The following is a 12081-nucleotide window of genomic DNA, read 5'->3' as shown; positions in this document are numbered from 1 at the left end:
TGCCACCGGCCAGCCGTTCCACGCCCCGAATGCGCCCGGCCAGCCGTACCCGCCGGTGGATCCCGCCACTGGGCAGCCGTTCCAGCCGGGCCCGGACGCGGAGGGGCAGCCGTTCCCGCCGATCGACCCGGTCACGGGCCGGCCGTTCGCCCCGGACCCGAACGTGGGCGGCCAGCCGTACCCTCCCGTGGACCCGAGCGCCGGGCAGCCGTACGCGCCTGACCCCAACGCCGCCGGCCAGCCCTTCCCGCCGGTCGACCCCACCACCGGGCAGCCGTTCCAGCCGGGCCCGAACGCGGGCGGCCAGCCGTTCCCGCCGGTCGACCCCGCCACGGGTCAGCCGTTCGCCCCGGACCCGAACGCGGGCGGCCAGCCGTACCCGCCGGTCGACCCGAACACCGGGCAGCCCTACGCGCCCCCGGTCGACCCCAACACCGGCCAGCCGTACCCGCCGCAGGGCTACGGGTATCCGGCCGCGCCGCCGCAGGGGGAGGGGCAGTACCCGCAGGCGCTCGGCCAGATGATGCAGCAGGGGCAGCCCCAGCAGCAGGAGCCGCAGAGCAGCGACACCCTCAGCTCGGAGAACCTGCTCGGCGAGCGCCGCATCGCGCCGTCGTCCGGGTGGCGGCGCGCGGTGTACAAGGCGACCGCGGGCAGCATCCACCCGGGCGAGTCGCAGGGCGACCTGCGCCGCAAGGACCTGATCGCGCGGGCGCGCACCGCCGTGGCGGGCGGGCACCACCGGGTGGCCGTCATGTCCCTGAAGGGCGGCGTCGGCAAGACGACCACGACCACCGGCCTCGGCTCGATGCTGGGCTCGCTGCGCGGCGACCGCGTCATCGCGGTGGACGCCAACCCCGACCGCGGGACGCTCTCGGACAAGGTCCGGCTGGAGACCGCCGCGACCGTCCGGGACCTGCTCAACAACCGCGAGCAGATCCACCGGTACGCCGACGTCCGCGCGTTCACCTCGCAGAACGAGGCGCGCCTGGAAATCCTCGCGTCCGACCGCGACCCGGCGGTCAGCGAGGCGTTCAGTGCCGAGGACTACGCCGCCGTCGCCGTCGTGCTGGAGCAGTACTACTCGGTCTGCATCACCGACTGCGGCACCGGGCTGCTGCACTCGGCGATGGCGGGCGTGCTGAGCCTGGCCGACCAGCTCGTCCTGGTCAGCTCCCCGTCGGTGGACGGCGCCCGGTCCGCGAGCGCGACCCTCGACTGGCTGGAGGCGCACGACCACGGGCACCTGGTGCGCAACGGCGTCGTCGTCCTGTCGATGGTCCGCAACCGCACCCGCAGCCAGGTCGACCTGGACAAGCTCCAGGCGCACTTCGAGAGCCGCTGCCGCGCCGTCGTCCGCATCCCCTACGACGACCACCTGGAGGAGGGCGCCGAGGTCGAGCTGGAGCAGCTCGCCCCCGCGACCCGCGAGGCGTACCTGACTCTCGCCGCCGTGGTGGGCGACGGCTTCGCCTTCCAGCGTCCGCAGACCTGACCTGCACTACCGTTGCCATCTGTGACGGACGACGACGGTTTGTACGTCGGGAAGGCGGCGCCCGACGCGGCCACCGACCGCGGCTGGCTGCTCGGGCACTTCAAGCCGCCCGGCGACCTGCGGCACAGCGCCGAGGTCGAGATCAAGTGGGGCGTCCACCCGAAGGGCGAGCGCCGCGCCGCCTGGACCGACGGCGAGAAGCGCACCGCCCTGCTCGTGCTGATCAGCGGCCGCTTCCGGCTGGAGTTCCCCGGCCGCGACGTCGTCCTCGCCGAGCAGGGCGACTACGTGGTGTGGGGACGCGGCGTCGACCACTCGTGGGAGGCCGAGGAGGAGTCCGTCGTGCTGACCGTCCGCTGGCCGTCCATCCCCGGCTACCGCGTCCCCTAGACCGGGGTCGCCATATGCGGTCGAACCCAGCCGTCCCCGCCCGCTATCGTTGGCGATGACCGCCGCGAGGCGGTCACCTGGAGAGTTCGCATAGTGGACTAGTGCAGGCGCCTTGAAAGCGCCCAGGGCTGGGGACAGTCCTCGTGGGTTCGAATCCCACACTCTCCGCCCATATCACCCAGGGGGGCGCACCCCCCGCCGGGGCTTGGGGCCGGTCTGGTGGGGAAAGGGCCCGACTCGGGGGGAAGGGTTCCGTTACCCTCTTCGGCATGTCGCAGACACCGCAGGACCCTGCAGGCACGACGCACCAGTTCCAGAACTTCGCCAGCCAGGCGCAGCCGGAGAAGTCCGGGCCGAACATCGGCCTGATCGTCGGCATCGTCGCGGTGGTGGCCGTCGTGGCGATCCTCGTGGTCGCCCTCATGATGATGATGTGACGCTCAGCGGCCGGAGCTGGAGAAGTGCTGGTAGTCCTTGGCGCCTGACCAGGTGCCGCCCCAGCTCCAGCCGATCGAGGCGAACGCCTTCACGACCTTGTCGCCGGCGTGGATGACGCCCGGGTCGTCGTTCTTGCGGTTCTTGTACTTGACGCAGTCCTTGTGCGCGACGCGCCCGTCCGCGTAGACGTACGGGTTCTGGCACGGGTTGATGTCGACCGCGAGACCGTAGGCGTGGTTGGAGAACGAGGTCGACCCGGTCGCCTGGCGGCAGTTGAACGCCGAGGTGTTGTTCGCCTCGATCGAGTCGAAGTCGCTGCCCTTGTACTTGTCGACCGGCTCCATGCGCTCGATCGGGTAGCGCATGGCGTACAGCTTCTTGAAGACCTTGACCAGGTCTCCGGCCTCTTTCGCGTTGACGACGAGCCGCCCGCCGGTGTGCGGCTTGTCGTCCATCCCCCAGTAGGTCATCTCGATCATCCGGAGCCCGGACGGGGACACCGGGCAGCCGCGCCGCCACGAGTACTTGAGGTCCGCGGCCTTCACCTTCTTGATCTCGGCCTGGAAGCCCTGCTTGCTCGGGGACGGCGACGGGGTGTTCGGAGCGGACGCGGTCGGCGGTGTCGCCGGCGGCGCCGACGCGCCCCGGTCGTCGTCGCCGCGGCCACATCCGGCCGCGGCGAACGGCACGGCCGCCAGCGCGGCGAGGAAAGTCGCGGTCCCTATAGCCCCTCTACCTGGCATCTTTGCAGCATACGCAGGTCACACGGTGTGCGGGCCGGGCCGGGTGTTCGCTACGGTGCGTTTGAAGGCGCGCCCGCCGGAAAAGGGCCGGGACGGACGGGCCGTGATCCTCAAGCGAGCCGCCGGGCAGGTCGCCCGGTCGGCGTCCGGTCCCAGGGAGCCGGGATGGCGGAACCTCAGGAGAGGGACCTCCCAAGCCTCGAAGACGAGATCTTCGCGGTCGCGCACAGCGTGGAGGTCGAGCAGGCGGCGCATGTGCGGCCGCGTCTGCAGACGGAGCGTGCGCAGCTCGCCGCGGAGCGCGCGCGGGAGTTCCTCGGCAGGGACGTCAAGGCGCTGGCGGCCGGCGCGGCGGCGTTCGTGTTCGTCGACGCCGTGATGATGTACCCGCCGCTGATGATGAGCCGCCGGCCCAGCCTGCTGCCGCAGTTCGTGACGCTGCTGGTGCTGGCGTTCGGGCTCGGCGGCCTGCTCGTCTGGAAGGTCGGCGGGCGCTGGCGGACGTTCGGCCACGGGATGATGCTCGCCTGGGGCCTGCTGACCCTGCTGTCCGTCGGGTTCCTGACCGGCGTGACCGCCCCGCTCTAGGACGGGCCGCCGAGCCGCTTGAGGACGATGCCGAACGCGCGCCCGATGGCCTCCAGGTCCTGGGGCTCGATCACGTCGATGAAGTACGTCCGGACGACCTCGACGTGGTCGCGGGCGGCGCGGTCGAGCGTCGCGAAGCCCTCGTCGGTCAGGTGCGCGTAGACGCCGCGCTTGTCGTTGGGGCAGCTGTCGCGCTTGACGAGGCCCTTGGCCTCCAGGCGGGAGCAGGTGTGGGAGAGCCGGCTGCGCGACTGGCTGGCGTTCTCGGCCAGTTCGGCCATCCGCAGCCGCCGCTCGGGCGCCTCCGACAGCCGGACGAGGATCTCGTACTCGGAGTTCGACAGACCGTGCTTGGTCTTGAGGTCGCGGTCCATCATCTCGGCCAGCCGGACGCTGCCGTCCACGTATGCCCGCCAATCGCGCTGCTGGGTGGCATCGAGCCAGCGAGGTTCGCTCATGGTCCGAGTATAGAGCATCTGTTGAAGATTCAACTAATAACCGCTATGTTCAGGTTATCAGGACGGGTCCGCCCGTCCGAGGAAATAGTTGAAGCATCAACTACGTTGCAGGGAACATGCTCCGCCCGACCACGGACGGGCACCCGGACGAGGGGAGAACCCCATGCCTGCCGTGATGGCCGACCCGCTGACCCTGCCCCGCCTGCCGCTGCTTCCGCAGGACGGCACCGACTGGCGCCGCGTCGCCAGGGTCGTGACCGCCCAGCGCCACCTCGAGGGCGAGGGCTTCCAGGTCAGGCGCCCGTTCCCGGGCATCGACCTGTCCCTGGCCGACCCGTTCCTCCTCCTCGACCACATGGGCGCCGTCGAGTACGCGCCGGGCGAGGCGAAGGGCACCCCCTGGCACCCGCACCGGGGCTTCGAGACCGTCACCTACATCATCGACGGAGCGTTCCAGCACCAGGACACCACCGGTGGCGGCGGCCTCATCGCCGACGGCGGCACCCAGTGGATGACGGCGGCGTCCGGCATCCAGCACATCGAGCAGCCGCCGCCCGAGCTGGTCGCCAAGGGCGGCCTGTTCCACGGCATCCAGCTCTGGGTGAACCTGCCGCGCGCCCAGAAGTGGGTACCGCCGCGCTACCAGGACATCGAGGCCCGCGACGTCAAGCTGCTCGCCGCCGACGACGGCTCGTCCCTCGTGCGCGTCATCGCCGGCTCGCTCGCCGGTTACGACGGCCCCGGCGTTACCTACACGCCGATCAACTACCTGCACGCGACCGTCGCGCCCGGCGCGCGCCTGGCGCTGCCCTGGCCGCGCGACTTCAACGCGCTGGTGTACGTGCTGTCCGGTCGCGGCACGGCCGGCGTGGAAGAGGTCGCGCTCGACGAGGGTCAGCTCGCCGTGTTCGCCGGTTCGCACCACAAGGGGGACGGGGACGGCCTCGTCGTCTGCGCCGCCGACAGCCAGCCGACGGCCAGTGCCGAGGGCTGGGAGATCCTCATCCTCGGCGGCCTCCCGATCCGGGAGCCGATCGCCCGGTACGGCCCGTTCGTGATGAACACCCGCGACGAGATCGTCCAGGCGTTCGAGGACTTCCAGGCCGGTCGCATGGGCACCGTGCCCGCCGAGAAGGTCCCCCACCTGTCCGCGGCGGACGAGCCCCTGGCCTGACCGTCCCGGATGCCCGACACCCGGCCGCGGGGGTGGTGCCCGCGGCCGGGGCCGTCTCGCGCGTTCGCGTGACGGGGGAGAGGCCATGCGCTACTGTGTTCGAACGGTCGAACAGAAGTTCGACCGCCCTGTTCGACCGCGCTCGCCCGGGAGGCGACATGGTGGCGACCATGGCCACACGGGGGCCCGACGGCTCCGCGCACTGCGGGCGGCGGCGTGACCACGCGACACGCCGCAGTGTTTTCTACGCAAATCTACGGCCGCAGCTATATCGCCTCATAGAGTCCGAGAGCGTGGACCCCGTGCGGAACCCCTATGCCCCGGGCGCCGGGCAGCGCCCGCCCGAGCTCGCCGGCCGCGACCGCGAGCTCCGGCAGTTCGAGGTGGTGCTCGAACGCGTGGCCCGCGGCCGTCCCGAGCGCAGCATGATCGTCACCGGGTTGCGCGGGGTGGGCAAGACCGTGCTGCTCAACGCGTTCCGCTCGCAGGCGATCCAGCGGCTCTGGGGGACGGGGAAGATCGAGGCCCGTCCCGACCAGTCGATCCGCCGCCCGGTGGCCTCGGCGCTGCACCGGGCCGTCCGCGAGCTGGCGCCCCGGCACCGCGCACCCGACCGCATCGAGGAGTTCCTCGGCGTGCTCAAGGCGTTCGCGCAGGCGGGCCCCGAGCCGTCCGGCAAGGCCAAGGCGCGGGCGCACCGCTGGCAGCCCGGCATCGACGTGCCCGCCGCGCGGGGGCGCGCCGACTCCGGCGACCTGGAGATCGACCTCACCGAGCTGTTCGTCGACGCCGCGTCCGTCGCGACCGACGTCGGCGTGGGCATCGCCCTGTTCGTCGACGAGATGCAGGACATCCCCGCCGACGACGTGTCCGCGCTGTGCGCCGCGTGCCACGAGCTGTCGCAGGTCGGCGGCCCGCTGATCGTGGTGGGCGCGGGCCTGCCGCACCTGCCGGCGGTCCTGTCGGCGAGCAAGTCCTACTCGGAGCGGCTCTTCCGGTACGCCCGCATCGACCGGCTCGACCGCGAGTCGGCCGACGTCGCGCTGCTGGCCCCCGCCGAGCGCGAGGACGTCACCTTCACCAAGGACGCCCTCGACGCGCTGTACGGCGCGGCCGACGGCTACCCCTACTTCGTCCAGGCCTACGCCAAGGTCGTCTGGGACGTCGCCCCCGACAGCCCCATCACCGCCGACGACATCAAGGTCGCCGCGCCGGAGGCGGAGAGCGAGCTCGCCGTCGGCTTCTTCGGCAGCCGCTACGAGCGCGCCACCCCCGCCGAGCGCGACTACATGCGCGCCATGGCCATGCTCGGCGACGACCCGGTGCCCACCGCGGCCGTCGCCGACGAGCTGGGCCGCAAGCCGTCCAGCCTGTCGCCCGCCCGCGACGGGCTGATCAAGAAGGGCCTCATCTACAGCGCCGAACGCGGCATGGTCGCGTTCACCGTCCCGCACTTCGGCAAGTTCCTCCGCTCCCAGCCCGGCTGACCTGTCCACCTATCGCGCTGTCTAGCGAAAACGCTAGAGAGTGGTAGACGGCTACATCGAGACCCCGTCGTCCGGTGAATATCCGGCTCTCTAGCGATGAACGTAGAGAGTCGTAGATTCCGCTCGCCCATCTTCTGGGCTTGTCTATGCGTTTCTAGAATTCTTTTTAGAGATCGCTAGAGAACGGCAGAAGGGGCGGGCAGGTGTCGTCGGGGCGACATGGGTAGGAGCCCCGTCGCGGCCCATGGACGGGCCCGCGAAGCCGAAGTCGGGGAGAGACCATGGCAGATCGATTCCGCGCCCAGGACCACGACAACGAGTACGGCGGCCTTGACGACCTCATCGCCGAAGACGAGTACGCCTCCGAGGAGACGTACGGCGGAGAGGACGAGTACGGCGGCGTCCATCAGCACGGCGGCCACGACGACATGTCCATGCACGACGAGGAGGCGATGCAGCAGGAGCAGGGCGGCTTGCCCCCGCGCGCGGACGGCGACGACCTCTCGGCCGACGACTTCTCCTCCGAACTGGAAGACGACTTTCCCTCCGACCTGGACGAGGACGAGTCCGAAAGCACCTGGTGAGACCGCCTTGTCCGCGGGCCCGGTCGTGAGTGTCGGCGGCGCCTCGCGTGTTGCCGGGCTCGACCAGGTGGGTAGGAGACCTCTGGCGATCCGCGACGGGCATCTGGACGATGCCAGGGGAGCCCATGCCAGTGCGACACCGGCCCCGCGATCCCGAGGCCGACGACGAACTCCTGCGCGAGGATGAGTTGGCCGCCTCGATCCTCGGCTACGACGAGTCCGCGATGCGGCAGGACCAGGGCGGCCGCCCGCCGGAGTCCGGCTCGGAGAACCAGTACATGATCAAGGTGCGGGAAGTGCTGCACGCCCGGACCAGGCGGCTCCTCTTCCGCCGCGCCCGCGGCGGCGCCGCCCAGCAGTTCTGACGGCCGCGACGGGCTGAAGGGCGGGGCCGTACCGGCCGACGGATCTCTAACCGACTATTGGACACGTCCAAGAATCGGCTAGACGGACGCAGAGACCTCGGACGACGACGCCGCGACCACCGCCGATCGGACGGCCCGGCTCCGCTCCGAGGTCGACACCGCGAACACGATCTCCACGTCCCGCTCGCCCACCCGGCCGGGGAAGGCCACGAACCGCCAGCAGCCCTCCCGCCACACGTCCAGCGGCACGGCGCTCCCGATCGCGTTCTCCTGCTCGGCCCACGCCGGGCTCGCGTACAGTCTCGCGTACGTCTCCCGCACCGGGCTGCGGCGCCGATCGCATGGGACGCCCTTACGGGGCAGCCGGTGCCGCTCGGCCAGCGCCGCCAGCTCCGGGGACAGCGCCACGAACAGCACGAGCTCCACCGCGAACAGCAGCCCCACCTGCGCGGGAACGTCCCGCAGCACCTCCACGCCCGCATGCGGCGCGCCGATCGAGACGACGGCCGCGCAGGTGAAGAGCATCGCCCGCAGCACGCTGCGGCGGTCCACCTTCTTGCTGCTGAGCGCGCCGAAGCAGCCGCAGCCGGCGTCCGGCCTGCGCACCCGCAGCTCGCCGACCACCCAGGTCGCGGCGGCGAACGCCACCGTCGTCGCCAGCCGGACCGACAGGTGCGAGGTCACCAGCAGCGCGAGGCCGAGCGCGCCCTCCCCGATGCCGAGCCCGACCGTCATCCCGCGGCTGCGCCGCAGCGCCGACAGCCGCGCGTGCCCGGCCGGCACCGGCACGCCGTGCACGTGGTCGGGCGCCTCCGCCGCCCGCTCCCGGACCGTCAGCTTCGCCAGGCACGCCGCCAGCAGCACCGCCGCCAGCAGCAGGACCTGCGTGTTCTGGATCGCCGTCACCATGGCCCCTCCCTCACCCCCGGCCGGACGGCCGCGTTGAAGCAGCCCGCCGCCAGGTCGCCGCCGAGCCCGGCGAAGGCGGCCGGGGTCAGCTCGACGATCCGCCCCCGCGGCGACGCCTCGCACTCCACGCACCGGTCGCAGAACAGGGCCGCCGTGCAGCCGCACTCGATCACCGGCACCCGCGCCGACCGCCCCCCGCACTCGTTGCTGACGACGACCTCGCTGCCGAGCGACAGGTACGGCATCGGCACGCAGCCGGACGGGGCGTCCGCACACCCCCCGGCGTCCCCCTCCGCGTCGACCGCCGGGTAGGACGCCCCGTCCCGCCACTCCCCCTCCACGCCCCCGAACCAGGTCGCCGTCCCGCGCAGCACCTCCGGCACCGGCGCGGCCGCCTCGGGCGAGGCGAGGTCGGCGGCCCGGTAGCCGGGCTGCGACGTGCCCGGACGCACCGCCCGCGGGCCGCCGGGGGACCGCACGCAGATCACGTCGATGAGGTAGCCGGGCTCCAGGCGCGGATGCCGGACCAGCACCAGCCCGAGGGCGGACGGCGGGATCTCCACGTGGGCGCGCCCCCGGTGCGGCCCCATGTCCACCTCCACGCCGTCCCGCCCGCACGCGAGGATCGTCCCGCCGACCCGGCCGATGCCCACCCAGATCCGGTCGGCGCGGCCGCCGTCCGTCCGCCGCACGACGACGGGCCTGCCCGGCCGCAGCGCGGCGGGGCCCCCGCGCCCGCCGTGCCAGATCGCGGTGTCGCCGCTCATCGCGATGCGGGTCTCGGCGCCCTCCGCGCCGCCCTCGCCCAGCACGAGCAGGTGCGGGCTCGCGTCCAGCACGACCCCGCTCACCCCCCGCGCGAAACCACCCGTCTCCGGACGTTCGTTCTCCCCGAACAGCGCCCGGCGGTGCGCAGCCCGGCGGAGGTGGGTCGTCGGCATCGCGGCGCTCCGGGGTCGATGATCGTCACGCAGGGCGACGGGTGTTGGGACAGTGAGTCAAGGGTCACGCGCCGTGACCCAGGCTGTCGACGGATTTGTCGCGATAAGTCAGCTGGTGGAGGACGTTTGATCTACCTCGGCTAAAGAATGTGAACTGGTTGACCCGGATATGTGGTTCTAGTAGGCCCGTAATGACGGCGGGCATGCGATCGTCGTTGTACCGGGAGTCGGCGCGGCTCCCCAGCCCTGGTCCGGTGGTGGTGTGAACGCGACGCGGCACGAGGAGTTCCGCGCGTACGTGGCGGAACGCGGCCCCGTCCTGCTCAGGCAGGCGAAGCAGCTCACCAGCGACCGCACCGAGGCCGAGGACCTCCTCCAGGCCGCCCTCGCCAAGACCTACCTCGCCTGGGACCGCATCGAGGACCGCTCCGCCGTGGACGGCTACGTCCGCCGCGCCATGGTCAACACCCAGATCTCCTGGTGGCGCCGCCGCAAGCTGGAGATCTACCCCACCGACCAGCTCCCCGACCGCCCCGTCGCGGACCACACCGACCGCAGCGAGATGCGCGACGCCCTGGGCCGCGCCCTCCGCCGCCTGCCCGAACGCCAGCGCCTGGCCGTGATGCTCCGCTACTACGAGGACATGTCCGAACGGGAGATCGCCGAGGTCCTGGGCGTCAGCGTGGGCACGGTCAAGTCCACCGTCTCCCGAGCCATGACCCGCCTCCGCGAGTTGTATTAGGGGGTCGCCAGGCTGGGACGACGCTGGCAGAATCCGGTTCTGGAGCTGCTGCGAGCGCTGGAGGCGTGCCGTGTGGAGCACGATGCAGGACTTTCCGCTGACCATCACGACGATCATGCGCTACGGGGCCCAGGTCTTCGGGGACGCCGGGGTGTCCACGTGGACGGGGGACGGGACGCGCCGCCGCACGTACGCCGAGGTGGGTGAGCGCGCCGCGCGGCTGGCGGGGGCGCTGCGGGGGCTCGGGGTGGACGGGGACCAGCGCGTCGCCACGTTCATGTGGAACAACACCGAGCACCTGGAGGCGTACCTGGCGGTGCCGTCGATGGGCGCGGTCCTGCACACGCTCAACCTGCGGCTGTTCCCCGACCAGCTCGTCTACATCGCCAACCACGCCGACGACCGGGTCGTCATCGCGGACGGGTCGCTGATCCCGCTGCTCGCGCCGGTGCTGGCGCGGCTCGAGACCGTCCGGCACGTGGTCGTCGTCGGGGAGGGCGACACCGCGCCGCTGGAGGGCGCGGGCAAGGAGCTGCACGGCTACGAGGAGCTGCTCGCGGCGGCGCCGGCGGAGTTCGACTGGCCGGAGATCGACGAGCGGTCCGCCGCCGCGATGTGCTACACGAGCGGGACGACCGGCAACCCCAAGGGCGTCGTGTACTCGCACCGGTCCGCGTACCTGCACTCGATGGCGACGTGCACGGGGAACGCGATGGGGCTGAGCGCGTCCGACGTCGTCCTGCCGGTGGTGCCGATGTTCCACGCGAACGCCTGGGGGCTGCCCTACGCGGCGGTCATGGCGGGCGCGCCGCTGGTCATGCCGGACCGGTTCCTGCAGGCGGAGCCGCTGGTCCGGCTCATCGAGGCCGAGCGTCCGACGATCGCGGGCGCGGTGCCGACGATCTGGTCGGACGTCCTGCGGTACGCGAAGGAGCACGGCTCGGACCTGACCTCGCTGCGGCTCGTCCCGTGCGGCGGGTCGGCGGTGCCCGAGTCGCTGATGCGCGGGTTCGAGGAGATCGGCGTCCGGATCGTGCAGGCGTGGGGGATGACGGAGACCTCGCCGGTCGCGTCGGTCGCGCATCCGCCGCCCGGGGCCGCGGACGAGGACGCGTGGCGGGCGCGCGTCAGCCAGGGCCGCGTCCTCGCCGGGCTGGAGATGCGGATCGTGGGGGACGGGGACGTGGTGCTGCCGAACGACGGGGAGGCCGTCGGCGAGGTCGAGATCCGCGGGCCGTGGATCACCGGCGCCTACCACCTGGACGAGGACCCCGGGAAGTTCCACGACGGCTGGCTGCGCACGGGCGACGTGGGGACGCTGTCCCCGGACGGGTACCTCGTCCTGACCGACCGGGCGAAGGACGTCATCAAGTCGGGCGGCGAGTGGATCTCGTCGGTGGAGCTGGAGAACCACCTCATGGCGCATCCGGACGTCGTGGAGGCGGCCGTGGTCGGGGTGCCCGACGACCGCTGGCAGGAGCGTCCGCTGGCGTCGGTCGTCCTGCGCGAGGGCGCGGAGACGACGGCGGTGGAACTGCGGGAGTTCCTCGCCGGACGGGTGGCGAAGTGGCAGGTTCCGGAGCGCTGGACTTTCATCACCGAGGTGCCGAAGACCAGCGTCGGCAAATTCGATAAAAAGGTGCTCCGGCGGCGCTACGCGGACGGCGATCTGGAGGTGCGGCGCGCCGATTGATTCCGCTCCGCTCAAACGGTTCCGGAATCGGCTGAGCGATCGGTTGCTCACGCAGAGGCGCGCTCACTCACCCG

General features: G+C 71.9%; 14 protein-coding genes and 1 tRNA gene. 11 read left to right on the top strand and 4 right to left on the bottom strand.

All coding sequences use genetic code 11. The annotated features are described in order from the left end of the window. Positions 1–55 precede the first annotated feature (55 nt). The 4 genes from AB0C21_RS08710 to AB0C21_RS08695 all read left to right on the top strand — a co-directional run bounded on the left by AB0C21_RS08710 (position 56) and on the right by AB0C21_RS08695 (position 2322). Positions 56–1495: a MinD/ParA family ATP-binding protein gene (locus tag AB0C21_RS08710; RefSeq protein ID WP_500203742.1), complete on the top strand. Its 1440-nt coding sequence runs from the start codon at positions 56–58 to the stop codon at positions 1493–1495. A 21-nt stretch (positions 1496–1516) separates the two neighbouring features. After that, positions 1517–1885 (top strand): cupin domain-containing protein, encoded by a 369-nt coding sequence (locus tag AB0C21_RS08705; protein ID WP_149260642.1) that lies wholly within the window; start codon positions 1517–1519, stop codon positions 1883–1885. Between the two features lie 79 nt (positions 1886–1964). Further along, positions 1965–2053: transfer RNA gene (locus tag AB0C21_RS08700), tRNA-Ser, on the top strand. A 101-nt stretch (positions 2054–2154) separates the two neighbouring features. After that, positions 2155–2322 carry a hypothetical protein gene (locus AB0C21_RS08695; protein ID WP_500203438.1) on the top strand — a complete coding sequence of 56 codons (168 nt, stop codon included), beginning with the start codon at positions 2155–2157 and terminating at the stop codon, positions 2320–2322. A gap of 3 nt (positions 2323–2325) precedes the next feature. Here the strand turns inward: AB0C21_RS08695 and AB0C21_RS08690 are convergent, their stop codons facing one another. Next, entirely contained in the window at positions 2326–3066 is a 741-nt protein-coding gene (locus AB0C21_RS08690; RefSeq protein ID WP_500203437.1) for a M15 family metallopeptidase, read from the bottom strand. Between the two features lie 165 nt (positions 3067–3231). Between AB0C21_RS08690 and AB0C21_RS08685 the strand changes: the two genes are divergently transcribed. Next, positions 3232–3654, top strand: coding sequence for an MFS transporter (locus AB0C21_RS08685; protein ID WP_149260639.1), 423 nt, complete (start codon positions 3232–3234; stop codon positions 3652–3654). On the opposite strand, the gene AB0C21_RS08680 is transcribed toward AB0C21_RS08685, so the two are convergent. Further along, entirely contained in the window at positions 3651–4112 is a 462-nt protein-coding gene (locus tag AB0C21_RS08680; protein ID WP_149260638.1) for a MarR family winged helix-turn-helix transcriptional regulator, read from the bottom strand. The two genes, AB0C21_RS08685 and AB0C21_RS08680, sit on opposite strands and share 4 nt — an antisense overlap. A 163-nt stretch (positions 4113–4275) precedes the next feature. On the opposite strand from AB0C21_RS08680, the gene AB0C21_RS08675 reads away from it, so the two are divergent. The 4 genes from AB0C21_RS08675 to AB0C21_RS08660 all read left to right on the top strand — a co-directional run bounded on the left by AB0C21_RS08675 (position 4276) and on the right by AB0C21_RS08660 (position 7722). Continuing rightward, complete coding sequence (locus tag AB0C21_RS08675) at positions 4276–5286, top strand: pirin family protein (RefSeq protein ID WP_500203436.1); 1011 nt, start codon at positions 4276–4278, stop codon at positions 5284–5286. 302 nt (positions 5287–5588) lie between these two features. Continuing rightward, the gene (locus tag AB0C21_RS08670; RefSeq protein WP_500203741.1) at positions 5589–6773 is read left to right on the top strand and encodes an ATP-binding protein; all 1185 of its coding nucleotides are present in this window, start codon (positions 5589–5591) and stop codon (positions 6771–6773) included. A 281-nt stretch (positions 6774–7054) separates the two neighbouring features. Then, positions 7055–7357 carry a hypothetical protein gene (locus tag AB0C21_RS08665; RefSeq protein ID WP_500203435.1) on the top strand — a complete coding sequence of 101 codons (303 nt, stop codon included), beginning with the start codon at positions 7055–7057 and terminating at the stop codon, positions 7355–7357. A 125-nt stretch (positions 7358–7482) separates the two neighbouring features. After that, positions 7483–7722 carry a hypothetical protein gene (locus tag AB0C21_RS08660; protein WP_500203434.1) on the top strand — a complete coding sequence of 80 codons (240 nt, stop codon included), beginning with the start codon at positions 7483–7485 and terminating at the stop codon, positions 7720–7722. Between the two features lie 78 nt (positions 7723–7800). Here AB0C21_RS08660 and AB0C21_RS08655 read toward each other — a convergent pair whose 3' ends face one another. Beyond that, the gene (locus AB0C21_RS08655; RefSeq protein WP_500203433.1) at positions 7801–8631 is read right to left on the bottom strand and encodes a MauE/DoxX family redox-associated membrane protein; all 831 of its coding nucleotides are present in this window, start codon (positions 8629–8631) and stop codon (positions 7801–7803) included. Then, a complete protein-coding gene (locus AB0C21_RS08650) occupies positions 8625–9572 on the bottom strand; it encodes a hypothetical protein (protein ID WP_500203432.1) in 948 nt (315 codons plus the stop codon). The genes AB0C21_RS08655 and AB0C21_RS08650 overlap by 7 nt, the downstream gene beginning before the upstream one ends. Positions 9573–9834: 262 nt before the next feature. Between AB0C21_RS08650 and AB0C21_RS08645 the strand changes: the two genes are divergently transcribed. Together AB0C21_RS08645 and AB0C21_RS08640 are read left to right on the top strand one after the other, a co-directional pair. Next, entirely contained in the window at positions 9835–10314 is a 480-nt protein-coding gene (locus tag AB0C21_RS08645) for a SigE family RNA polymerase sigma factor (protein ID WP_500203431.1), read from the top strand. Between the two features lie 82 nt (positions 10315–10396). Further along, a complete protein-coding gene (locus AB0C21_RS08640) occupies positions 10397–12007 on the top strand; it encodes a long-chain fatty acid--CoA ligase (protein WP_500203430.1) in 1611 nt (536 codons plus the stop codon). Positions 12008–12081 lie beyond the last annotated feature (74 nt).

It is taken from the genome of Spirillospora sp. NPDC049024 (assembly GCF_040649235.1).
GTDB lineage: Bacteria > Actinomycetota > Actinomycetes > Streptosporangiales > Streptosporangiaceae > Spirillospora.
Note: the sequence above shows the minus strand (reverse complement) of the source record. Positions and strands in the feature narration are given on the sequence as shown.

Excerpts from the sequence above, each read along its gene's own strand:
- AB0C21_RS08695 (WP_500203438.1), top strand. The coding sequence starts at position 2,155 with ATGTCGCAGACACCGCAGGACCCTGCAGGCACGACGCACCAGTTCCAG.
- AB0C21_RS08665 (WP_500203435.1), top strand. The coding sequence starts at position 7,055 with ATGGCAGATCGATTCCGCGCCCAGGACCACGACAACGAGTACGGCGGC.
- AB0C21_RS08655 (WP_500203433.1), bottom strand. The coding sequence starts at position 8,631 with ATGGTGACGGCGATCCAGAACACGCAGGTCCTGCTGCTGGCGGCGGTG.
- AB0C21_RS08650 (WP_500203432.1), bottom strand. The coding sequence starts at position 9,572 with ATGCCGACGACCCACCTCCGCCGGGCTGCGCACCGCCGGGCGCTGTTC.
- AB0C21_RS08640 (WP_500203430.1), top strand. The coding sequence starts at position 10,397 with ATGCAGGACTTTCCGCTGACCATCACGACGATCATGCGCTACGGGGCC.
- AB0C21_RS08660 (WP_500203434.1), top strand. The coding sequence starts at position 7,483 with ATGCCAGTGCGACACCGGCCCCGCGATCCCGAGGCCGACGACGAACTC.
- AB0C21_RS08685 (WP_149260639.1), top strand. The coding sequence starts at position 3,232 with ATGGCGGAACCTCAGGAGAGGGACCTCCCAAGCCTCGAAGACGAGATC.
- AB0C21_RS08675 (WP_500203436.1), top strand. The coding sequence starts at position 4,276 with ATGCCTGCCGTGATGGCCGACCCGCTGACCCTGCCCCGCCTGCCGCTG.
- AB0C21_RS08680 (WP_149260638.1), bottom strand. The coding sequence starts at position 4,112 with ATGAGCGAACCTCGCTGGCTCGATGCCACCCAGCAGCGCGATTGGCGG.
- AB0C21_RS08690 (WP_500203437.1), bottom strand. The coding sequence starts at position 3,066 with ATGCCAGGTAGAGGGGCTATAGGGACCGCGACTTTCCTCGCCGCGCTG.